Source organism: Leisingera sp. NJS204 (assembly GCF_004123675.1).
GTDB lineage: Bacteria > Pseudomonadota > Alphaproteobacteria > Rhodobacterales > Rhodobacteraceae > Leisingera.
Map to the genome: position 1 here is coordinate 25,316 of NZ_CP035422.1, position 23,424 is coordinate 48,739.

20 protein-coding genes and 1 pseudogene are annotated in these 23,424 nt (G+C 59.6%); 3 read left to right on the plus strand and 18 right to left on the minus strand.

Annotated elements, in window-relative coordinates:
- The first annotated feature begins 42 nt into the window (after positions 1-42).
- Both ETW24_RS23080 and ETW24_RS23085 read left to right on the plus strand, forming a co-directional pair.
- Entirely contained in the window at positions 43-1,221 is a 1,179-nt protein-coding gene (locus tag ETW24_RS23080; protein ID WP_096873515.1) for a metallophosphoesterase family protein, read from the plus strand.
- Complete coding sequence (locus ETW24_RS23085; RefSeq protein ID WP_024099312.1) at positions 1,218-4,622, plus strand: AAA family ATPase; 3,405 nt, start codon at positions 1,218-1,220, stop codon at positions 4,620-4,622. Before ETW24_RS23080 ends, ETW24_RS23085 begins: the two co-directional genes overlap by 4 nt.
- A gap of 159 nt (positions 4,623-4,781) precedes the next feature.
- Here the strand turns inward: ETW24_RS23085 and ETW24_RS23090 are convergent, their stop codons facing one another.
- From ETW24_RS23090 to ETW24_RS23155, 15 genes and pseudogenes are all read right to left on the minus strand, one after another.
- Entirely contained in the window at positions 4,782-5,189 is a 408-nt protein-coding gene (locus ETW24_RS23090) for a hypothetical protein (protein WP_040104417.1), read from the minus strand.
- Positions 5,190-5,474: 285 nt separating this feature from the next.
- The gene (locus ETW24_RS23095) at positions 5,475-6,203 is read right to left on the minus strand and encodes a DUF736 family protein (protein WP_024099310.1); all 729 of its coding nucleotides are present in this window, start codon (positions 6,201-6,203) and stop codon (positions 5,475-5,477) included.
- Positions 6,204-6,327: 124 nt separating this feature from the next.
- A complete protein-coding gene (locus ETW24_RS23100; RefSeq protein ID WP_024099309.1) occupies positions 6,328-6,633 on the minus strand; it encodes a hypothetical protein in 306 nt (101 codons plus the stop codon).
- Positions 6,634-6,651: 18 nt separating this feature from the next.
- Positions 6,652-10,920: pseudogene (locus tag ETW24_RS23105) on the minus strand (strawberry notch-like NTP hydrolase domain-containing protein).
- 102 nt (positions 10,921-11,022) lie between these two features.
- Positions 11,023-11,175, minus strand: coding sequence for a hypothetical protein (locus tag ETW24_RS23110; RefSeq protein WP_024099307.1), 153 nt, complete (start codon positions 11,173-11,175; stop codon positions 11,023-11,025).
- A complete protein-coding gene (locus ETW24_RS24380; RefSeq protein WP_009819683.1) occupies positions 11,165-11,329 on the minus strand; it encodes a hypothetical protein in 165 nt (54 codons plus the stop codon). The genes ETW24_RS23110 and ETW24_RS24380 overlap by 11 nt, the downstream gene beginning before the upstream one ends.
- Before the next feature lie 94 nt (positions 11,330-11,423).
- Positions 11,424-11,942, minus strand: a complete 519-nt coding sequence (locus ETW24_RS23115) for a type II toxin-antitoxin system YhaV family toxin (protein ID WP_024099306.1) — start codon at positions 11,940-11,942, stop codon at positions 11,424-11,426.
- A complete protein-coding gene (locus tag ETW24_RS23120) occupies positions 11,939-12,265 on the minus strand; it encodes a type II toxin-antitoxin system PrlF family antitoxin (protein ID WP_005668772.1) in 327 nt (108 codons plus the stop codon). Before ETW24_RS23120 ends, ETW24_RS23115 begins: the two co-directional genes overlap by 4 nt.
- Before the next feature lie 124 nt (positions 12,266-12,389).
- Entirely contained in the window at positions 12,390-13,043 is a 654-nt protein-coding gene (locus tag ETW24_RS23125; RefSeq protein WP_024099305.1) for a DUF6927 domain-containing protein, read from the minus strand.
- Positions 13,043-13,636, minus strand: a complete 594-nt coding sequence (locus ETW24_RS23130) for a hypothetical protein (protein WP_024099304.1) — start codon at positions 13,634-13,636, stop codon at positions 13,043-13,045. Before ETW24_RS23130 ends, ETW24_RS23125 begins: the two co-directional genes overlap by 1 nt.
- A 72-nt stretch (positions 13,637-13,708) precedes the next feature.
- A complete protein-coding gene (locus tag ETW24_RS23135; protein ID WP_024099303.1) occupies positions 13,709-15,691 on the minus strand; it encodes a ParB/RepB/Spo0J family partition protein in 1,983 nt (660 codons plus the stop codon).
- Positions 15,692-15,847: 156 nt separating this feature from the next.
- The gene (locus tag ETW24_RS23140) at positions 15,848-16,237 is read right to left on the minus strand and encodes a DUF3768 domain-containing protein (RefSeq protein ID WP_024099302.1); all 390 of its coding nucleotides are present in this window, start codon (positions 16,235-16,237) and stop codon (positions 15,848-15,850) included.
- Positions 16,238-16,323: 86 nt separating this feature from the next.
- Positions 16,324-16,533, minus strand: a complete 210-nt coding sequence (locus ETW24_RS23145) for a DUF6330 family protein (RefSeq protein WP_040182663.1) — start codon at positions 16,531-16,533, stop codon at positions 16,324-16,326.
- Positions 16,534-16,556: 23 nt separating this feature from the next.
- Positions 16,557-17,498, minus strand: a complete 942-nt coding sequence (locus tag ETW24_RS23150) for an ArdC family protein (RefSeq protein WP_096705139.1) — start codon at positions 17,496-17,498, stop codon at positions 16,557-16,559.
- Positions 17,499-17,538: 40 nt separating this feature from the next.
- The gene (locus ETW24_RS23155) at positions 17,539-18,009 is read right to left on the minus strand and encodes a hypothetical protein (protein ID WP_024099298.1); all 471 of its coding nucleotides are present in this window, start codon (positions 18,007-18,009) and stop codon (positions 17,539-17,541) included.
- Positions 18,010-18,314: 305 nt separating this feature from the next.
- On the opposite strand from ETW24_RS23155, the gene ETW24_RS23160 reads away from it, so the two are divergent.
- On the plus strand, positions 18,315-19,517 hold the full coding sequence (locus ETW24_RS23160) for a Fic family protein (protein ID WP_024099297.1): 1,203 nt from the start codon (positions 18,315-18,317) through the stop codon (positions 19,515-19,517).
- Positions 19,518-19,729: 212 nt separating this feature from the next.
- Here the strand turns inward: ETW24_RS23160 and repC are convergent, their stop codons facing one another.
- The 3 genes from repC to repA form a co-directional block, all read right to left on the minus strand.
- Positions 19,730-20,785, minus strand: a complete 1,056-nt coding sequence (gene repC / locus ETW24_RS23165) for a plasmid replication protein RepC (RefSeq protein WP_024099296.1) — start codon at positions 20,783-20,785, stop codon at positions 19,730-19,732.
- A gap of 238 nt (positions 20,786-21,023) precedes the next feature.
- The gene (gene repB, locus ETW24_RS23170) at positions 21,024-21,992 is read right to left on the minus strand and encodes a plasmid partitioning protein RepB (protein WP_024099295.1); all 969 of its coding nucleotides are present in this window, start codon (positions 21,990-21,992) and stop codon (positions 21,024-21,026) included.
- Positions 21,992-23,191 (minus strand): plasmid partitioning protein RepA, encoded by a 1,200-nt coding sequence (gene repA / locus ETW24_RS23175; protein ID WP_024099294.1) that lies wholly within the window; start codon positions 23,189-23,191, stop codon positions 21,992-21,994. Before repA ends, repB begins: the two co-directional genes overlap by 1 nt.
- Positions 23,192-23,424: the final 233 nt, after the last annotated feature.

Genomic DNA, 23,424 nt, shown 5'->3' on the forward strand with positions numbered 1-23,424 from the left:
TCATTTTTTCACATCGATCGTTTTCAGGAAGATTTAAAATCTATGCGTGTCCTCGTTTCAGCCGACATTCATCTCGGGTCGCCGATTCGCTCGACCGCGATGCGCAATCCGGATCTGGGTGACCATCTGAAACAGGCAAGTCGGGACACGTTCATTCGCATTGTTGATCTGGCAATCTCGGAAAGTGTCGATGCACTGGTTCTCGCTGGCGACATCTTTGATAATGACCAACCAGACCTGAAGTCCCGGGCATTTCTGATCTCGCAATTGGCACGCGCCGCTGACGCGGGTGTTCCCACAGTACTGATCCGTGGCAACCACGATGCCCTTCTCGATCACCGAGCCCACGGTAACCTGGGTCCGAATATTCATTTGCTGCACAAGAACGAGCCCAGCGTGGAAATCGGTGGCGTGTGGTTCCACGGACTGTCTTTCGACACGGCGCATGTCTCAAAAAGCTTCCTGCCCGACTACCCGGCGCCGGTGGCTGGCCGGAAAAACGTCGGACTGATGCATACGTCGCTGGATGGCTCGCCAGGTCACGATCCCTATGCTCCCTGCTCCGAGCAGGATCTGCTGGCACATGGCTATGACCTTTGGTGCCTCGGCCACATCCATGCCCCCTTTGAGCGCACATCAGGCCCAGTTCTCGCTGTCATGCCGGGCATTCCGCAACCACGCCACTTCGGAGAACTTACCGGCGGTACGGTCGCGATTGTCGAGCTTGATGATGACACTCCGAATATCGAACGGCATCGGGTTGGACATCTGAGATTCACCGAATGCGCTTTGGATCTCAGTAAATCTTCAGATGTTCAGGAAGTTTTGAGCGCGCTTCGGTGTGCACTCCAAGGGGTGCAGCATCCAGAACACCGCATAGCGGTGCGTCTGCAGGTGGCCACAGGCCACCATACTGCTGAGACACTGACGGCCCTTGCGAACGAATTGTTCGATGACATCGAGCGCGTGTTTATCGACAAAATCAAAGTGGTTGCCCCCAAACAACTGATCGACGCAAAGGCGGATGACCTAGTGCGCCTGATGCGGGCCGAGCTCACCGAACCGGGCTTCCAGCTGGCCACCAAAGAGATCCTCGAAGAACTCAGAAACGCAATGCCCCGTGAAATTGCCGACGAATTATCTGAAGACGCCTTGGATGACCTTTTGGAGGAGGCCGTTACTGAAGTTACGCTGTCTCTGCACTCAGGAGCCGCGGAATGAGACTGAACCGGCTTGATCTCATTCGCTATGGCCGTTTTGACGGCGCCGAGATCGTGCTCCCGGCACCAGCCGAGGGCAAACCTGATGTCACCGTAATCTATGGACCGAATGAATCGGGAAAATCCACGGCCTTTAACGGGTTTCTGGAACTTCTCTTTGGTATGAAAGCAGGAACCCACCCGTACGCTTTCAGGTTTGAACGCAATGACCTTTTGGTCGGAGCGGAGCTGGGTATCCCCGGACGCGGGGTGACAGTTTTGCGCCGAAATGGCAAACGCACCCAGTCCCTGCTTGATCATCAGGACCGCCCGGTCGACGAAGCCATTCTTTCAAGTGCGCTCCATGGCCTTTCCATGGAGGGTTATGTCGAAAGGTTCTCACTCAACGACGAAGGACTCCGCAAAGGCGGTGAACGGATTGCCGAGGCAAAAGGCGACCTGGGCCAGCTTCTGCATGCGGGTGTATCAGGCCTGACCAGTATGGCGACGACACTGGAAGACATGACAGCCCGCGCCGAAAAGTTTCACAAGAAGAGCGGCCGAGGTACGGCGCTCAAAACCGGCAAAGACCACTTGAAAGAGATCCATCAGGCACTTCGAACGGAACGTCTCACGCCGGATCGGGAACGCACTCTTCGGAAAGACAGAGAGACCGCGCAAAAGGCTTTCGAACAGGCGGACACCGACCTCACGCGTGCCCGAAAACGGCAGGCAGCAGGAGCGGCGGCGCAGACCTGGTATGACAAATCGGAGGAAATTCGGAAAATCGACGAATTTTCTGCCGATTTTCCGGAAGGTCCGAATTTGAAGAAGGGCACGGATGGGCAAGTCGCCACACTCGTGACAACCCTATCGGAGAAAGCAGAAAGTATCGCAGGCGCCGATGACAGAATTGCGCGCCATGAAGCGGTCATTTCAGAAAATGAGGCTGACCCGGCTGCCGGACATCTCGAAGCGGAACTCACAGAGCTGGATCAAATCAGAATCGATGGGGCGTCCCTCACCTCCCGAGCGGACACGGCCAGATCGGATCTGGAAAAGCGCGCAGGTGAGCGCGATGACGCGGGCCGCCAGATAAAACAGATTCTGACAGCGTTGGCGGTAAGTGACGAGCCTGTAGAGGCCTTGGTCCTGACGACCGAAGAACTGGAGACACTCGCGGATGCGGTACAGGCCTGTCAAACCAGCGAGGGCGAGCTGCGAGCGGCTTCAAACGTGTTGAAGACCGCACGCGATCAGCTGGGGGATACTCCAACCGAACCAAAGGACTTGTCTCACCTGCAGATCGCGTTTGACGCATGGCAGAAAGTTTCGGACGTGTCAGGTCTTGAACATAACCTCGCATCGGAACTCGCCCGGCTAGCCAAAGCAGTTTCGGGTCTACCTGCTTCTTGGCAGACACTTATCGAGAACGGCCTGCCTGCACGTGAAAGTCTCGATGAAATCCTCAGGGAATGGAACACCCTGAATGCCAACATCGTTTCCGCCACAGAAGATTTGGAAGGTCGCGAAGCGGACTACAAGGCCGCGCGCGCAAAACGCGAAGCCGACGAAAGCGCGCCGGATTCGATTGACGCTGCAGCGACGGAAGAAACCCGTCGTCAGCGTGACACAGCCTGGCAATCCCATCGTGGCAGTCTCTCCGACAAAACCGCGGAGCGTTTTGAGGAGGCCATGCATGCAGATGATGGCGCCCGAACGAGCTATCTGATGGGCACGGAGGCGCGCAAACAGCTTGCAAACTCGCGCGCACAGGAAAGCACCGCAAAAGCCGCACGTGACACGGCAAAAGACAAACTCGAAGCACTCACCGGAAAACACGAAGCTTTGACCAAGCGGGGCGGCTCACTCGCGACTGCCCTGGGCTTTCCCGTCGATACGGGGCCGGCTGCGTTTGCTGCTAGACTTACCAGCCTGACGGCGGCGGCTGAGATCGCAACTGAGGTCACTATTGCGGAGAATGCCTTTGAGGACCGCGCCAAGCGCCGCAAGGCAGCCTTTGACGAACTGCTGGCAGCAGCCCGCCTAGTCGCCCTTGAAGGTGAAGATAGTGACCTCCCTGAGCGGGTTGGCAAGGCTCTCACACTTCAGGAAAGTGTCCGTAAGACATGGGAGAACTGGCGTCGCGGGGAACGTAGCATTGCCGACTACCAGAAAGCTGTATCCCAAGCCGAGACAGATCATAAGGCAGCCTTGAACCGACTGGAAACGCTGACCTCGGCGCGACCTCTTCCTGATCGCTCGGCCACGGGCGTGAAAGCAGCGCTGCCGCACCTGCGCACGCTGCAACAGGTTCACAGTAATCACAGAAGCCTGGCGGGACGTGTTGAAGCCCTGGAACGCGCCGTTGCCACCCTGGCAAGGAGTGCCGCACGATTGGCGGAGATCCTGGAGGAGCCTTACAATCCGAAAGACGATCCACTTCCCATCATCAACCGCGCTCGTGCGCGTGTAACCAAAACCGCTGAGGCGGATCGTGTGAGAAAACGAGAAGAAGACCTTCTCGACAAGGAGGTCAAAGGCCGAAAGCGTGCGATAGTTGCCCGGGACGAAGCGCAAACCCAGCTGGAAAACTTGTTTGAAGGACAAGGTGGTGAGGATCTTTCGCCGACGGAGCGCGTGGGGATTCTAGCTGAACGCGACGAGTTGCGCGAAGACCGGGCCAATGCGGACACGAGCCGCAATAAGGCGCGCGACGGCGTGGATCGTACGCTCTTTGACGAAGAGCTGACGCGATTGCCCGATGTAACGCGAGAAGCGGAACTGCAGCAAAAACTTGACGATGCGCAAACGGCACGGGATGCCGCTTTGAAGGAAATGAATGAAAAAGAACGCCTTTACGAGGAAGCTTTTCATGCCGCTGACAACAGCGATCTGATCACCGAACAGGCCACGATCCTCGAAGAGTTACGAAACGGTGCAAGGCATGCGGCTGTCGCAAGGCTCGGGATATTGGCTGCGCGGGGTGCCTTAAAGCGCCTGGCTGCCGAACGAAGCAGCGCAATGCTGAAAGACGTGGAAGAAGCTTTTGTCACCATGACATCTAAGGAATGGGAAAAAGTCGTTGTCTGGAGTGAATCCGAGGGCGAAAAGCTGGTCGGCATCAAACCCGGCGGCGGCCCCGTGAAGGTCGAAAACATGTCCACTGGAACCATGGGCCAATTATATTTTGCCCTGCGCCTGGCCGGTTACCGCAGCTTCGCGCGTGATCCGGGCCCCCTGCCCATGGTTCTCGACGATATTATGGAAACCTTCGACGATACCCGTGCATCTGCCGCATTGAATCTCTGTGCCGAGATCGGACGGAGCGGTCAGGCAATCATTTTCACGCACCATGCGCACCTGTTGGAGCTTGCACGCAAGAACATTCCAGGAGTTTCCGTCGTGGAGATGCCGCATTAGCATCCCGCTGTTCACTCTTTCACCTGAAGTTTGATGACTATGGAACAGCTCTTCAAAAAATATGGACCGCTTTCGCGCGCTACCGGCGATACGCCTAAGGGACCGGTGGCCAAGGCGGCAAATCCGATCACAGCCTGAGCCAGGGGAGCGGCCTCGATTTTACAGGGTGTTCCCAGGCCGCAGCGGCATGATTTCACGCTCGGGGCGCTTCAGGGCTTCGGCGTATTTGCGGGCGTTGTCGTCAATCGTGCCGTGCCAAAGCTTCGAGACGAACGCGCGGGCGTCTTGGACTTTCATGTCTTTCAGCGAAGAGGACAGCGCCATGAAAAGCTCATCCTCGCTGATCGCAGCGGCGCTGTGCATGGCGCCAGCGTAAAATGACGGGTCGTTGAGAACCTGCTCGCTCAGCGGCATCCGCGCGAGGTTCTCTTCCGGGATCGCCATGAAAATCGTGTCCTGCAGGTCGGTCAGATACGCACGCCGCGATGTGGACACCGGCTTTCTCGCCGCCTTGTCCTCCAGATGTGCCTGCCTTGTCCTGTCGAGATTTGCCCTTGCATGGGTCATGATGACTTCACGCTTTCGGGCGGGTAGCGCGAATCCGGTGCAGCGCTCGATATGGGCGAGGAGATCTGCAACCTCTGCCTCAACATCAAAGTTGTCAAACCATGGAACCGTCCCTGATCTAGCCGCCACGTGCCCGCCCTCGATGTATCGATAATATATTATTGTATCACATTTGCACCTGATCGCAAGCGGGGGACGTCCTTCACGCAAACGGACATGGAAAAAGGGGAACCGTGATCCCACGGCTCCCCTTTCGGTTCAGATCGTCTCCCCCCCGCGCGCCGATTAGGCGACCAAGGAGAGCCCCGCGCCCGCGTCCTGCGGCTGCTCACCGCTGTCGATGAACGGGATGATCGAGAAGGTCTTTCCGCCGCGCTGTTCTTCGTTCTGCACGGCGTTGACGCGCAAGTCGCCATCAGGCGTGTTGATCAGCAGCGACAGGTAGTCATTGCCCGTGCGGCTGCTTTTGGCCATCCACGCCGAGCCGACGCGGATCGGTTTACCCCGGGGCGAGCTGACCTCGATGCGGTAATCGGGGTGGGTCTCCTCGGATTTGTAGCTGTTCTCGATCAGCATAAACTCCAGATCGAACATCATGTTGGCGATGTAGCCCGTGAAGGCGTTGTCAGCGTCCATGGCGGTGAGCTCGCCCGAGATCGAGCCGGATTTCATCAGGCCGTTCGAGACCAGCGGGATGATCTCGAATTCGCCGCTCTGGGCCGCGCGCGCCTCTTTCGTCTGCACCGCGTTGACCCGGAACGGGCCGAGGCCGACATCGATCTGCATCGAGATGTAGGGGTTGCCGCTGGTATTGCCGGTCTCGTTCCAGGCCGTGCCGATACGCACCTTGCGGCCTGATTTGTTGACTGCCGTCACGTCGTAATCCGGGCTGCGAGCGGACATCTTGGCCCGTGCCTCGATCTGGATGGCGATGTCAAAGCGCGTCGAATGGATCATGCCGGTGTACTCGGCGGCTGCGGTCTCGACATTGCGGGTGAGGGTTCCTGCGAACATGGGATGGTTCCTTTTGGATTGGCCGGTGCCTGACGTTTTTGCCAACGCAACCGGGATTGCTTTCTCGACCCCTTGAGGGATCACAAACCAGAAAGCTCGCTTTCCTTTCTTCCCAACCTTCAGTTCAGCGCTGACGCCTGAAAGACTGTGCCACCTTCCCGCCGGGTACGACGCCCCTCCCCTGTTCGTCTGGCCTCGGATGGCTGTCCTGGGTATTCTCGTCGACCTCCTCCGATCCCGCGATGAAGAACTCTGCTTCCTCCCCGTTCAACCGCTGCCCGCTCCGGTCGGTCAGCCCGATGGTGCTGCCGTTCGGCTCAAACGTGATCAGGTATTGGCCGAGGCTGTCCTTGTGAACAACGTAGCCGGTATTGGCCCAGTGCACGGTCTGGCCTGCATCGATGGCGGTTTTGATCTCTCCGAGTGTCATGATCTTTCCCCCCATTGCCTATTCTGCTGCCACTGAAGCGGCATCTGGTGCATGCCCCAAGATCCGAGTCAGAATGCGGCCCGTGTCGATCCCGTCCCCATGCGGCAGAAACACCCGCAACTGAAAGGCGATGATCTCCGTGAAGCAGCCGAGCGCCTTGAGGCCTTCGATCATGCCCTTGTCCGCACCGCCCAGCTCAAGGCGCATCTCGCCTGCGACCCGGCGACGGGTCAGGGTGAGACCCCGGCCCAGATCGACAGGCGCGGTGGTGCCGAGGGCGGCGGTCAGCATCTCCTGTGGCGTTTGCGGGTTGGAGACGAGGAAGCTGGCGCGCAGCGCGGCCGCCCCTTCCTCGCTCAGCGTGCGCCCGATCATGGCGGTCGCCCCGTCCGGCGTGACGCGGTAGATGCGTTCATTCGTGGTCGGGATGTCCTTCCAGATCGGCAACAGCAGCCCGGTCAGCAGGTAGAGCTTGGTTGTGGTGGTTTTTGGCAAGGACGCTGCCTCGGCATCCCAAAGCCGTGCAAACTCGGGCCTGTCGATCTCTTCCCAAGCCGAGGACTCGAAGCGCGTCTCTTCGAGGTAGCTGGAGCCATTGGGCCGCACCGCCTTGCGCATGAGCGTGACGATATCCTCGTCATACATCTGCATGGGGCGCGCCGAGATGAGCGCCGCGCGACCGGAGGCGCGATTGACCATCGGTAACTTGTCGGGATTGCGCGACATGGCCTCTTCGGCGTCCAGCACATACACTGGGTCGGTGACCTCCAGCCCGATAATCCGCGTCACGGCGCCGGATTTCGGGCAGGTCCAGAGATCCTCGGTGGAGACCTGTTCTATCTTGTCGCCGCGTAGGGTTTCCACGCCGAGATCGAGCGTGCCCGCCGCGCGCGCCCGTTCCGTCTAATCGGCAATCCGGCGCATGAACTCGGCAAAGAGTGCGTTCTGCATGTGGATGGGAAGGGCAAGCACCCGGTTGAGAAACCGCTGGATCGGGGGAAGCTCCTCAAGGAGCACCCCGTCCTTGTCGATCAGCCGCAGGGCGGTCCAGTCGGTGAAGCTCTCGTAGCTCATCGCCTCGGCCCGCCCGGCGGCAAGATCGGCGAAATACCCACGTAGTGCGGCCCGCGCGATCGGGCTTTCGAGATTGTCCTCCTCCCGGAACATGCCTTGCGAGCCGGTCTCGCGCTGACCCTTCGTCAGGGCCCCCAGCTGGTCGAGGCGTTTGGCTATAGTCGAGGTGAAACGCTTTTCGCCATGCACATCCGAGGTGCAGACCCGGAAGAAGGGCGCGCTGACTTGGGCAGAGCGATGCGTGCGGCCGAGCCCCTGGATGGCCGCATCGGCGCGCCAGCCGGGCTCCAGCAGGTAGTGCCGCCGCCGTTTCTGGTTCTTCGCCGTTTGCGCCGCATGATACGACCGGCCCGTACCGCCCGCATCGGAGAAGATAAGGATATCCTTATCACCGTCCATGAAGGCTTGGGTTTCGGATGAATTGCTGCTGGCGGCGCGCTTTTCGATGAAGAGATGACCATCCTCGGCCTTGAGGGGCCGGATGGACCGCCCCGTGACTTCTGCCACGGCCTCGTCGCCAAAGGCCCAGAGGATCTGATCCAGCGCCGAGGGGATCGGCGCCAGCGTCATCAACTCCATCATGGCCGCGTCACGCAGAGCGAGCGCCTCGCGCGAGACGACCAGCGCGCCAGTTTCATCCCGAAGCGGCTCAGCCACCATGTTGCCGTCGATCTCCACGAGCTTTTGGGCATGGATCGGAAAAGTCTGTTCGAGGTAGGCGAGAACATAGTCGCGTGGCGTCAAGGCACCCTCGACGAGTTCATCCTCCGGGTCCATCGTCTCAAGCCGACGCTTCAACAGGCTCTCACCCGTCGAGACCACCTGGATGACGCAAGCCTTGCCTGCCGCCAGATCGTCCGCGATGGCGTGGATGATGGTCGGGGCCTTCATGCCCATCAGCAGATGATTGAAGAAACGCTGCTTTGTGCTCTCGAAGCGGGACTTGGCCGAGGCGCGTGCTGCCGAGGCATTGGTCTCGCCCGAGGCACCGTTGACGCCAGTCGCGGTCAGCGCGGCCTCGAGATTGTGGTGGATCGTCCGAAAAGAAGCCGCGTATGCGTCGTAGATCTCGATCTGGGCCGAAGTGAGCGCGTGTTCGAGCACGTCATACTCCACGCCGTCGAAGCTGAGGGCGCGCGCCGTGTAGAGGCCGAGCGTCTTGAGATCGCGCGCGACCACCTCCATGGCGGCGACACCGCCGGCTTCCATCGCCGAGACGAAACTCTCGCGGCTCGGAAAGGGGTATTCGGGGCCCTGCCCCCAGAGCCCCAGCCGCGCGGCATAGGCCAGGTTGTGCACACTCGTGGCACCCGTGGCCGAGATGTAGAAGACGCGAGCGCGGGGTGCTGCCAGTTGCAGCCGCAGGCCCGCAAGGCCCTGCTGGGAGGGTTTGACCCCCCTGCCCTGCTCAGACCCGGCCGCGTTCTGCATGGCATGGGCCTCATCGAAGGCAAGAACGCCGTCAAAGTCTGCGCCCATCCAGTCGAGGATCTGGCTCAGTCGCGTGGTGCCGCATTTGCCCGCAGACCGCAGCGTGGCGTAGGTGACGAAGAGGATGCCACAGGTCACGGTGATCGGCTGGTCCGGTTTCCATTTGGAGAGCGGCTGGATGTCGGCGGGCGAGCCGCCGAGATCGGTCCAGTCGCGGATCGCGTCCTCGATAAGCGTGGCGGATTTGGAGACCCAGATCGCCTTCCTGCGCCCGGAAAGCCAGTTCAAAAGGATCAGCCCCGCGCATTCGCGTCCCTTACCGCAACCGGTGCCGTCGCCGTCGCCGAGGAAATAGCCGAGGCGATAGGCCCATGCGTCCGGGTCATCATCAGCACGCGTCAGCTTGGTTTGGTCGTCATCGATCATAAACCGCCCCGGCAGATCACGCCCATGGGCATCATGTGCCATGATGATGGTTTCCAGCTGCGCCTCGGAGACGTGACCCTCCTCGATCAGCTTCGCGGGCAGGCGCAATTCCGCACTGGCCGCGCCTGAGGGCACCGGCGGCGCGACAGAGGCCATGGCGATGCTCTCGACGAGCGGCGTGGGATGTTCCTGCGCACCCGCGATCTCGATCCGCTGCGGCCGGTAGCGCGCATAGATGTCAGAGATGGGCGTGTTGTCGCGCGGGGTCTGAAGGCTTGTGAAGCTGAGCGGACGGACGGTATTGGGCCGTGGTTTGGAGGCGGCGACAGGCGAAGCGGCGGTCTTGCGCGGGGCAGATGATCGAACGGTCGGTCGCGCTTGAGGGATCGCTTCAGCCCGCTGGGCGGGGCGCATCTCGATCCGGGTTGCGGCCACGGCATCGACATATGCCAAGGCTTCCTCCAGATCCTGAACCGCGGCGCGGATGAGTTCGCCATCGTCCTGCACCTTGTCGAAGACCATCAGCTGGGTTTCGACAGAGGTGCCGAGCTTGCGGTAGACCTGCCCCGGCATCGTCAGCGCCAAGCGCGGCGTCAGAAGACCGCAGGCCCGCGACCAATGCGCGGCATCGCGTTCGGGCGTGAATCCTGGCGGCATGATCGCCACCAGCCGCCCGCCGGGTGCCAGACGCTTCGCAGACGCGATGAGATGCTTGGCGGCGATGTGTTTGTCCCGGGAACGATCGACCGAGGAGGCGAAGGGCGGGTTCATCACCACGACGTCGGGTAGAACCGGCGTTTGCAGCAGATCATCGATATGCTCGCCGTCATGGCCCGTCACCTCGCCGCCGAAAACCGCGCGCAGGAGGCGCTGGCGAAAGGGGTCGATCTCGTTGAGCAAAAGCGTGGCACCGGCCCGGGCGGCAAAAGCGGCCAGTGCACCGGTGCCCGCCGAGGGCTCCAGAACGGTCTCGCCCTTGCGGATCGCCGCGGCCCGCACCGCCGTGGTCGCGAATGCCAGCGGCGTGGAAAACTGCTGCAGACGGATCTGCTGCTCTGACCGGCGGGTTTCCGTAAGGAGACGTGAGGCGAGGAGTTTTGCGTTGGCGATGTCTGCTGTGGCACCGGCCCCACGCAGAAGCACCTGGATGGCCGCTGCCTGCATCATGTCATAGGCCATGCGCCAGTCCCAGGCGCCACCGGCATCGCTGCCATGAAACGTCTCGCGCATGATACGCGCGAGCGCTGAACTGCGCAGGGGCTGGTCATCGACCTCCGTGCCGATTTGCGCGAGGGCAGAGGCGAGATCGGCTTCGGAGATTGCGAGAGCCGGGTTGGCCGTTCTGGGTTTGGACATGGGGATTTTCCTTTGGATCAGGGTCTGAGTTCCAAAGGACAAAAAGCCCGCTTTCGCTTTTCAGGGTGACGTAGTCAGACCGCGCTGACCTCCAAGGCTTGGTCAGGACTTGGGTTCGACCTGCCGCTTCGCATCAATCAATGCCTGTGCGGCCTGCATCACCTGAACCTGAGATGTTCCCGAGCGTGCATCCTCCAGCGTGGCCTGCACCTGCGCGCAAAACCACGTGTCATAAGAATTCGCTTCAGCGGCCACGGAAATGCTCCTCGAGCCCGATATCCAGCAGCTTGCCGAGGTCATCGGGCATGTCTGCAACGCGCACAGCAATTGGGAAACGGTGCCCCGTCAGGTCAGGCGCGCATTGCTCCTCTAGACCGAGGTGCTGCCTATCCTTTTCCGTCTCATTCATTGTGCTTTCTCCGACCGCATTATCAGCCGATGCTACATCTTCGAGCGTGGCGTCGTAAATGATGTTGCCAAAGGGTCATAGCAAGCTGGCCCACTTACCGATCGGGCACCGCTTCAAGGGATTTCTCGAACCGCTTGCCTGCCGCTGCAGCTTCTTTCAAGAGCGCGTCGAAATTGTCAGGTGGGTTGCCATCTTCCAGCATCCCTTTGAACGTCGCATAGGCATCCGTCTTGCTGCCATAGGCGCGCAGGGTCTTGTCGTCGTTCACCCATGCCACCACGATGACCTTCGCATCGCTGTTGAACCGGTAGAACAACCGATACTGCTGGAAGAATTTCGCCCGGAACCAGTGCTTGCGGTGATCGCCTAGTGTGCCGCCTTGCCGGAAAGCGGCGGCACCCGGATCTGCAGGTATGGCCTCGGTGACCAGCTTGAAGATGGCGGCCAGCCGTTTCGTTGGGTTTTTCTTGTGCCAGGTCTTGGGATCGCGAGCCTTACGCGCCTCTACCTCCTCGACCAGCCCTTCGAGCTGGTCCAGAAAGAGTGGGTGCGCATAAATCGACCATCCATTCACGACAAGGGGCGCTTGGGCGGGCACGCTATCGCCGCTCATTCATCCTCGAGCGATAGCGGCGCATCGAGATCGACATCAACGTCTCCGACCAGTGCTGCAAGACGGTCATGCAAAGCCCCATCGAAAGCCCGAATGCGGTCCGGATGCGCCTTGATATCGGCCTCGACAAAATCGAGAAAGGCTCCGAGCACGGGATCTTCCTCGTCGCTGCGCACGGGCTCGATATAGACCCTGCCACTCGGCTCGGTGCAGTAACGAATCTGGTCGCCCTTGCCCAGCTTGAGCTGTTTGCGCACACCCGCCGGCACGGTCGTCTGATACCGATCCGTGAGTTTCGAGACATCTTGTGCGAGGGCTGTCATGGCAGTCTCCTGAAGAAAAGGGGCTTTGCTGCCCGCGATAGGTAATGCATTTGCATTGCCTTGTCAAGACAAGCCGCAGCATCTGCTGTCGCCGGGCAGGTCGATGAACCGTCCGGCGCAGGACCTAATTTCGCCCCGCCAGGAACTCCGCCAGCACCGGGCTAGCCGCACCTTTCGTGGAGCTGAGCAGCTCCGAGCCCGCAAGCGAGGCCTTCGACAGGCGTACGAGCCCACCAGTTTCCTCGATGCGGTAGCAGCGGCGCTTTTGCCGCCCGCGCCTGTAGTGGGTCGCGGTGACAATCTGGCAGGTACTGCCATCGGTGAGCGTCACAGGGGTGGCGAGCTTGATCTTGTCGCCTTCCTCGTAGTCCGGGATCGCAGCCCAGTCCTGGCAGCGCTGGCGCCAGGCATGAGCATAGCTGTCTGGGTCTTTCAGCTCGGACAGCAGGGCCAATAGGCTCAGTGGCGCGCGGGATTCGACCGGTCCCGCGCTTTCCTCCATGTCCTTGTAGCCCCAGCAGCCGTCATCATATCGGGTAAGGAATACGGCGGCGAAAGTGATGGAGCCATCCGCATCGGTGACATAGGTCGTGTCTTCGACAGGGGTGCCGTCGATATTTGTGACCTTTGCCGCCGCGTACCAAGTCGAACCCACCTTGCAGGCTTTGACCAGTTCCGTCTTGCGCCTTTCGCCCTCGAAGGTGCACAGCCGAGCAATCTCCGCTTTCTCATCCGCGTAGGTCTGGACGCGGCCGTCGGTGTAGAAGAGCCAACCCATCACGCCGCCCTCCGGTCATCGATTTCCATCAGCGCATCGAGCGGCACGCGGTAGGGCTGCATGGCGTCAAAATCCTCGCAATTGCCGCAGTTCTGTACGATCGCGAAGGTGTCGCAGGCATCCTTGAGGATGACCCGGAAGGTGCCGCCGAGGCCTGACGGCACCTCGTAGGTCCCGCCGATGAGATAATCCGAGGCCCGGCGCACGAAGACGCGGATGCTGTGGCCATCGGTGGCGAGCCGGATCGCCCCCCGCCCCCGGTCGATGAGCACCTGCACGTCATCCAGGATGTCGGTATAGAACTGGCCGGTCAGATCGCGAAACGCCATGCGGCGCTGCGCCATCCAGTCGGTGTCCCGAAACGGGTTCATGCCGTCGGCGAAAGCGAAGGAGGGATCGGCCTGTTCGGTGGTGACGATACGGGTGGTCGTGCCATCGATGCCGTTTGAGCGCAGATGCACACCATTGCCGACGATGAGGATCAGGGCGGGCCTGTCCACGGGCCCGTTCCAGTTGGGCAAGAAGGTTTTGCAGGCGCGCGCATGGGCGATCTGTTCCGCAACAGCGGACGCAGAGAACTTGAGAATAGCCATGAGGATGTCTTTCGGTTGGGTGTGGGAGGGTCGACCCGCGCGGGGAATGCCTCGCGCGAGTCGCGTGAGGACTCAGGCCGCTTGCGCGACCTCGCTGTCAGGCTCGGGGGTTTCCGCAGCGGGCTCCGCCTCATCACAGGCGACACCGGCGGTCTGCATCATGGGCGGGCACCAGGTGGCCACGGCAGCGCGCTGCGCGTCCGTGAGTGTGGCGAAAGGCTCGGCGAAGAGCTTGTCGCAGAAGGCGACGATCTCTTTCTTGCTCGACGAGGCGAGCGTCACCGCCTCTTGGGCGAGACCCAGATCCTCGCCGAGAATCTTCAGGAGCCAGGCCTTCTTGAAGCGGTTGAAGAGCGCCGCATTCGGCGTCCAATATGCGCGAATGTCGGGCATGATCTCGATCTCGAACGCATGCATCAGGCTGTCGCGCCGAGGATCCCGCGCGAAGCAGGACTGCGTGGTGCTGGCGGTGGCATAGGCCACGAGCTTGGCCTTCTCGCCTGCCTCCAGCGCGCGAAACGCCGCGAACTGATCGGCGGGCGCGCGGGTGTCATCGAGCCAGGAGAGATCAAGCGCATCATGCGCCGCCGCCACCTGCTCGAGCGAGGTCTCGTCGATCTCGTCCATCTTGGCATGGCTGCGGTATTCCTTGCGGGCATCGATCTTGATCGCCTGCGTGACACTCATTCCGCTGGCCAGAACGTCACTGACCAGCTTGAAGAGCGTCAGATCGAGCGTGGCTTCCGGATGCAGCGCCATCGCGGCGCCAAGGGCCATGGCCCGCTCGGTCTTGAGGTCCTCAGCCAGCGAGGCTGGATAGGTGATTTCGCCGGCGTCCGGTGCCTCCTCCCCCGTCGGGTTGACCGACGAGCCGCGCGCGCCTTCCACTTTCACGGTGTCCTCGGGGCGGACGAGGCCAACATGGAGCGTGACCTGCCCACCCTGCCACGACGCGATCACCCCGGACCGCGCGAGGTCCTCGGCGCTGTAGGCCTCCTGCAGATCGCGCACTTCTTCTTCCAAGGCGTCCACGCGCTCGTAAAGGGCATTGTAGGCACCGTCCTCGAGCCCCTCATCCTCCATCTCGAGCTGCAGCTTCTCGAGTTCTGCGGTGATCTCATCGATGCGCTTCTGGGCCGCTTCATCCGGCTCAATCGGGCCGGGATAGACGCGGCCATAGTCCGCCATGGTCGCGTAATCATAGCGGACCATCGCATCGGCCCAGGCAAAGCCCAGCCTCATACGGGCCTCTTCGGCGGCGGCACCGAGCTTCTCGAGCAGGATGGTCTCGACCAGTGCTGCATCCTCAAGCACGGAATGCTCTTCCAGAAGGTCAGCCGCGACAGCACCGCCCCGCGCCTCGTAGTCCGCGCGCACAAAGGCCCCAATATCATCGCTGACCTGCACGCCGCGGGATTTGAGGGCCTGACGGACGGTGTAGGCCTGCAGATAGCCGCCGTCTTTCGTGAGCGCCTCGAAGACCTCGCGCTGCGCCTCCTGGCTCGGGTGCTCGGCGAAGGCCTTCATCGTGTCGAGCGTGATCACCTTGCCCCGGGCTGCGGCGCGGATGTCGGGGTGGATAAGGCCATAACGCAACCGGCCTTTCACGGCCGCCACCGTGGCGCCGAAGGTCTTTGCGATCGTCTCGGGCGTCTGGCTGTCGACCTCCATCATCCGGGCGAAAGCCTCGAACTCGTCGATGGCATTCATCGGTGCCTGGGTGATGTTCTCGGCGAGCGACAGCGCCGTGGTGACGTCGCAGTCGTCTGGGACAAGGCGACAGTCGACCTTGGTTTTCGCCATGAACCCCTTGGTGGCCTTGTCGGCGACCAGCTCCTTCAGCGCAGCATGGCGTCGGCCACCGGCGAGGACAGCATATTTGCCGTCAAGCTTCTGGACCAAGAGCGGCTGGAGCAGGCCCAGCACAGCGATGCTGGCCTTCAGATGCGCGATGTTCTCGGGGTCATAGGTTTCCGGCGCGTTGCTGCGCACATTGGCGGGATGCGGGATCAGATCGCCGATGGCGACGGTAAGGGGAGCAAAGCTTGTGGTCATGGGATATCCTTCCAGGAGGGTGAGGTGTGGCCCGCGCGCTCACGCGCGTGACCAATCCCCGGCTTCAGGGATCACCAAGACAAAAGGCCCACTTTCCCTTTGAGGGGTCAGTGGGCCTTGAGTTTTCAGATCGACACTTTGGGAAGCCCTCCTACCCTACCAGTCACGCGCCAGCATGATGGTCAGCACGCGCATGGTTGTGGCAGGATTGTCCGGGGTCTCGGCCCCGTAGCGGAAATCCGAATCTGCCTCATAGAGATCGATTTTCCAGAACACGGTCTCGCCCCGGATCTCGACCGCGCCAAAATCGTGCCATCCCTCGGGATCATTCTCAGGCTCGAATGTATCGAACGCACCGGTGGCCTTCACCGCCTCGGCCATGAAGCCGTCACCGGCCTCCATAAGCGAGCGGGTGACATGCATTCGGCCCTGGGTGGGCTGCGCGGGCGCCACTCCAAGGCACGCGAGCTTGCGAAACGCGTCGTTTTGCGCCGCGATCACGGTCGGATCCGGACGGTCTGGCTGGGATTGAACGGTCATGGACATGGGATCTCCTTTGAGAAGTTGAAACACCCTTCCCAAAGCCCGCTTTCACTTTTCTGCTTGGCGGAAGGACCGAAGCAGAAGGCGCCTTACCCGAACAGCCCTCTGGCTCTGTAGTTCGGGTTGGGGATGGTTTCGATCCAGCCGCCCTGTTCCTTGATGCTCTCGAGTGCCGCCGAGAGCGGGTAAGCGCCCTCGGACGGGCTCCACCAATAGGCACCGCGTTTGAAGGTGATGATCTTGCGGCGGCCGTCTTCGAAGCAGGCCACCCGCAGCGTCTTGGGTTCCTTGCGTGACATGCGAGTCTCCGTTCTCCGTGTGGTCAGGCGGCCTCGGCACTGCGCCCTGCCCTACCCGCCTCAGATTGTGCGATCAGATAGTCACAGGCGCGCTGCGCATCCGCGGCGTGCTTGAAGATCGCACCCTTGTCCGACCGAAGAACGCGCAACCAGTTGTGGAGGTAGGCGGCATTCATCTCGAGCGTATGCGCCGTGAAGCCGAGCGTCTGACCCAGGAACACCGAGGTCAATTCCGCGACGATCTCCTCGCGCGCATAGGACGTGTTGCCAAACTTCGAGAACCCGAAATCACGGTTCAGCCGATGCGGGGCTTTCGTGGCATGGGCCAGCTCATGGGCCCAGACCCCGTAGAAATTGCGCGGGTCCTGGAACCGCGTGATGGACGGCATGTAGACCTTGTCCACGGGCGGCAAATAGTACGCCTCCGTGCCCGTGAAGACGGTTGTGATGTCGATCGCATCAAAGAAGGTCTGCATGTGCGGGATGGGCTCGGACGGCGCATGCTCGGGCACGGGCTCCGGGTCGGGGAAGAAACTGTCGGGCAGGCCATCGATTTGGCAGGCATTGAACACGCGGTAGGATTTCTGGAAGCGGAAGATGCGGGCTTCCTCGGAGTGATCATCCCCGTCGCTGCGGTCATGCTCATCTGCGCCCGCATCTTTCCGGCTTTGACCGTAATAAACGACGACAGAGGATTTTTCGCCCTTGCGGACCTTTGCGTCCAAGGCATTGGCTTGCGGCAGCGTCATCCAGAAAGGTGAGCTGTGGCCCGCCATCACGGTCCGCATCGTCAGCAGGAAGTTGTTCACTCCCTGGTAGGGTTCTCCGCCCACGCGCAGGGGACGAGAGCTGCCACCTGCGGTCCATGGCTTGCGCCACGGCAGGACGCCGCGCTCGATGATGCGGATGATTTCGTTTGTGATGACCTCGGAGGCATCGAATTTGGGCGTGCGGGATCGGGCCATGGCTGGCCTCCTTTCGAGTTTTGGTGAGAGTAAGTGGTGATCAGGCTGACTGATGGGACCGCGGATCGTTGAGGATCCTCGCGCCGAGCCCTTCGACCATGTCGATGTAGGTGGTCAGCGAGACGGACTTGCCGGAACCCGAAGGTTCAGGGTCAACCGATCCGTCCCGCGCCACGCACGGCAAGTTCGCGAAGGCGATGACGTCACTGATGGGTCGGATATCGATGAACGGGGTTCCTCGTGCGACCGCAAGAGTGGCCAAGGGAAAGCGCTCGATCAGCGCGAAGGTCGAAACGGTGGTCCAGCCGAGATGGATGAATGTCCCGCCCTCTCCGCAGATCACATGCGCGTTTGGTAATGACGCGGCCTGCTTCAGATAGCCGAGATCACGCAGGACGGTCTGGCGTTCGAGCCGCTGTGCCAGCAACGTCTGGCCAGTTCGGCGCAACTCTCTATGCCGCCACCACGAGGCAGCGGTTGCGCGGAGCACGCGCAAGACACCTGTTTGCATGGGAATGCCCTTCATCAGGAAAGACAGACCGGAATCCGGCCCGGACCCATCTGAGGGACCCCAAAGGTCCTCATCCGTCAGTCACAAAACCCGAAGAACACTTTCTCTTTTTTCGGCCCCTTTGGGCACACAACAAAACCGAAAAGCCCGGCACATCTGCCGAAGCCATTGATTTCATGCAGCAATTCTAGATCGGCAACCAAGATCGGCAACCAAGATCGGCAACGCATATCGGCAAAACCTTGCTTAAAAGTACAAAATGTGTTTATTTTTCAATTACTTTGCAAACATGGAAGATCGGCAAAATGCTGGAAACACCCGCCAGGATCGAACCCTGCTTCTTCGAGGAGCATATTCCGACAGAACTGGCAGACCTTTCGGTCGACATCCAGAGGGAAGCCACCGGGCTGGGACAAGGGTTGCATCCTGACAGCGCAGCCGAACTTGCCGATCTCGTCCGTGTGATGAACTGCTACTACTCCAACCTGATCGAAGGACACAACACGCGCCCCCGCGACATCGAAAGGGCGCTGGCTGGCGCCGAGCTTGAGGAAGAAACCCGTCCCCTCGCCCTTGAGGCCCGGGCGCACGTCATCGTTCAACGGGCCATCGACGAGATGCATCGCAAGGGCACCCTGCCCCGCCCCACATCCGTCGAATTCCTGACTTGGGTCCATAAGAGCTTCTACGACGAGATGCCGGATGAGTTTCGGGTCATCGAACATCCCGACGGCACACAAGAGCCCATCGTTCCGGGACGCATGCGCCAGGATGATGATCGGGAAGTTGCGGTCGGGCGCCACCTACCTCCTTCATCGTCGCGCGTCGCGGCATTCATGGACCATTTCGACAAACGATTTCAGATTGCGGCGCGGTCTTCGAGCGGACGGATCATCGCGATCGCCTCTGCGCATCACCGGCTCAACTACATCCACCCTTTCCCGGATGGTAACGGCCGTGTCAGCAGACTGATGTCTCATGCCATGGCCCTCACAGCGGGGATTGGTGGCCAAGGGCTCTGGTCCGTATCACGTGGGCTGGCCCGCGGGCTAACCGATCGGGGCGAGTACAAACGGATGATGGATCTGGCCGACAGTCCACGCCGCGGAGACCGCGACGGACGGGGGAACCTGTCAGAAGCGGCACTGAAGACGTTTAGTGAATGGTTCCTAAAGGTGACGCTCGACCAGATCACCTTCTCAGCAAGATTGTTCGATCTCGGCGGACTAGACCAACGGTATCGTCGTCTTGTTGCAGATACCATCGATGACAAGCGAGCGCCGGAACTAATCTCGGCGGTTCTTCGGCATGGGGCACTGGAACGAGGCGATGCGCAGATTGTGCTCAAGACGTCCGAGCGTACTGCTCGCAACACGCTGAGTAAACTGACCGCCGCCGGATACCTGAGGTCCGCCTCGCCGAAGACGCCGGTTCGGTTGGCGTTTCCGTTGGATTATCGAGAGCGGCTCTTTCCAAACCTCTTTGGAGACGGTGACCTCCCACAATAACTTTAGGCATTTAGGGTGTAATGCCTGGCCGCCGATTTCTTCCATGGGCGGCCAGATTTTCATCAAGGCTTGCTCATGTGTCACTTGTCCACCGCGGTGGACATCTGCTGGTCTGAGATAAACTGAAGAACCACCACGCGCCGCTATGTGCGTTTGGACAGTTTTGGTTGCCACAAGCGCCGATTCTCGTTCGAAGTCCACCGCGGTGGACATTAGACAGTTCGCTCATTGTTTTCGGACAGTCGCTTGATCAAAGCTAATGGATCAAATTGGTTTTGCCTTTGACCCAGGGTGATACTGTGAAAATACGCTGCAAAATCCCTGATGCGTTTTCCAAGCTGTAGCATGATGAAGATCGCGCATGACGCTTTCTGAGCTCCTACAGCATTCTTGGCTTTCTCGAAAGTCTCTGGGTGAATGCCCATCATGGGTGCAAGTGTTCGAGCATGGTTTTCAATGTCCAACCAGTTTCTAAGTCTCTCTGTGGAGAACGATGTCGCCTGATCGCAGACTGAGGTCAGCAAGTCTGGTTTCAGGGCCTCAAGGCCTATGTTGCTATCTAAATCTTTTTTTTCTTCTTCAGACTTAGATTGATGCCGGACAGTTTGTCCGTCATTGGCGGGCAATTCCATAGTTTCAGGCGGGTCATCCGGGGTAGACAAACTCTGGCATTCTGCATCTGTATTGGCGAGCAGAGCGTGGTATTCGGGGAGGCTCAGCTTCCTGCGTAGAGCTTTCCGTGCGTGGTTGATGAATGCGTTGCTAGGATCGTGCTCTTCCAAATGGGCGAGCTTTGTAAGGATCTGTTTGCGGACAAATATCCGATCTCGCCGGTTATTCTCCATCTCTTGCGCGATGGCTATAAGCTCGCTCGCACGTTGGAGCAGGGGGGTGAGAGACAATCCATAACTGATGCACTCCCCGCCGGATGAGCGAACGCGGTAGCGCTTTCGGTTCGAGCTGTCATTGCGCTTGATGAATCCGAGTTCAACGAAGCGGTTGATGTGCCTCCGGAGTGTCCGTTCGTCGATTCCGCCAACGCGCTGGCAAAGTGAATCGTTAGACGCAAAAACCGTTTCGCCATGGCCAGGTTTCAGAAAACTGAGCATTGCTTGAAGTGTCTGTATGTGGCCAGGACGTAGACCAAACACGCTGCGTGCATCTCTCAGGGCTCTGAAGATGGTCCAGACGTCGGTTTCAGATGGGGGAAATGAGCCGCGGGTTGCATCAGCACCTGCGGCTTCGATCGAGAGTTTTGTAAATGCCATGGCTTGTTCACGACGACCGTTCGGCCCACAACTTCCCCGTCTCTTTCCTCGAATTTTCGCGGAAAAAGGCAAAAAATATCAGTCCACCGAATCGGTGACTCTTGACCGGTATGCTGGAGGTTGCTACATCAAAGATGCTAATCAGATGATGAGGGCTCTCCAGGGGAAACTTTGGGGGGCTCTTTTCTTTCGGGTCTTCGCTTTTCTCCTCTGCTCGTGTTGCTCTGTGTGGCCTGGGTTAGGACCCAGAGCCTCTCTCATTCCGCCACTGTACGAAGAGTTGCAAAAGCGTAGCTTCCGCGTGCTCTTCGAGCCATTGGCCGAATTCTGGATTGTCCTTCTTGGTGACCTTGAGCGCGATCGCCTTCTCATCGATTGTCAGCGTGCCCAATGAACTGCCGTTCTCATCATTGATGACCGAAGTCAGCCCACGATTGGGCGGCTTCTTGTCGCTACGTGCTTTGCTCGAGCAAGCCGAATAGACCGCTTGGAACTTTTCGGAACTAGGAGTGTCGTCGGGCAGGGCGGCGAGCGCCTCTTTGGCGATGTCCACCAAATCTACCTTCACCGACAAGGCAGCTAGATCACCCCACTGCCGTCGTCCGATCCCATGTGCTGGCCCGATGAGTTGAACAAGACCGTCTGGCAGTTGTTCTATGACGACCCTGTGGTTGGATACGCCTTGCCGGGTCAGACCTAGAGCATCTTGAATGACACCGGGTTTGTACCCGGATTCTTGCATCTCTTTGATAAAAAGAGACTTTTCTATAAAAGACGGATCAAGCCTGAGGTTGTTCTCCTGGCCTTGAGCGATCAGAGATGCGTCATCGTCCAAGGTTCGAACAATTGCCTTGACCGTTCCACCGACCTTACGGATCGCCGCAAGCCTGCGGCGGCCGTAGATGATGCGGTATCTGTCCGGTTGGGCTGATGGACGGACCATGATGGGCACTTGTTGGCCATGCTTGCGAATGCTCTCGGCCAACTCATCGATACTGGAATCTTCCAGCACCAACCGATCGCGCAGCCCATCCATGTCAATCTGATCGGGTTCGATATCGCGAATCGAGTTTGCTGTGATCTCGCGCAAAGAGTCGCGCAATCCTCCAACAGATCCCGGCAGCTTTGCCGCTTTTGGCGGGGTAGGGGAGGGGGCTCCGCTCTCCGTCTCATTCCTTGGAGGCTGGTTGAAGATGTTTCGGGCCATCAGCGACGCCCCCATGCCATTTGGATCGTCTGCTCTAGCTCATCGCCAACGCCATTCACGCTGGTCAGGGCGCGATCAATTGTCTTTCTGATGAATTGGCTTGGATCGACTTCGTAGACGGTCTGCTGGGTCATCCCCGCGTCGGAGATCGCCGTAGACTTCAGCATTGGCTCTGTCATGACCTGACCTGCCAGAATTGATCTCAGGTAGCCTGCCATTTGGGTCTGCGGACCGTCCGACGGTTCATATCTGGTAATCAGGAACTTGACAAAATCCCATGTGACACGCCGACCGATGGCTTCCTCCACGGCCTTGACCGTTTCTGAAGCAAGCTTCAGGAATTGGCTCATGGATGCGATGTCAAGCATGCCAGGTACCACGGTAACCAAAAGCCCCGTCGACGCTGCCAGCGCAGTCAGGGTTAGAAACCCAAGCTGAGGCGGGCAGTCGATCAGGACGATGTCGTAGTTTGCCTCAACCTCTTCAAGCGCCAAGGCGAGGCGCTCTGCAAAGATGGGCTGTACGCGACGGGCGAGAGCGTTTGCGGTCTCGGTTTCGTACTCCGAGAGCATCAAACCGGCGGGCACCATGTCGAGCTTATGGAAGTAGGTCTTTTGGATGACGTTCGAGAGAGGAACTTGGTCCTCATATCTCAAAGCATCATAGATTGTGCCGCCATCGGCGAACTCAAGCTCGGGCCGAAAGCCGAAAAACGTGGTCAAACTTGCTTGCGGATCGAGGTCTAGGACCAGCACGCGGTAACCGCGCAAGGCATACCTTTGCGCAAGATGAATCGTTGTAGTAGTCTTTGATGAGCCGCCTTTGAAGTTGACGACGGATATCACCTGGAGACGATCGCCATCACGTCGACCTGGGCGGTAGCTTTCTGCGTTCTTTCCAGTGCGTCCAAGAACATCGCGCAACTCATCAATCTCTTGGGCTGTGTAGAACCGGTGTCCGCGGTTGTCTGTATGCACTTCCGGGAAGCTGCCGTCCTTGTGCCGGTTGCGCAGGTTAGATGTGCTTACGCGCAGGAGGCCGGCGACTTCGGTGGAACTGAAGCGACGTAGGGACTTTCGTTCTTCGGGTTCGAAAGCGATCTTCATCTGGCGATCCAAAGACTCAGCCAGATTGTTGGCAAATGCTCCGATATCGGAAGAGCCTATGCCTTGCGTGTATCCAATGTTACGATCATCCATGTCCTGCCGCCCACTCTCGGCCTCTGTTGAGGCTCTTAGTCATTCTGACGGTGTACAGCGTGTCTGACGCGTTTTGCCGTCAGAATGGGAATGCCACGATCCAGTGAGTCCGGCAAGAAGAATCTAAATGTAGTGTGAAAGTTATCCACAACACCTATAGGTGTTGTCGTGTAAAAAACTCAGCAAGTCATTGATATAGATATATTAAATGCAGATCTAACCAAATCGAGCCG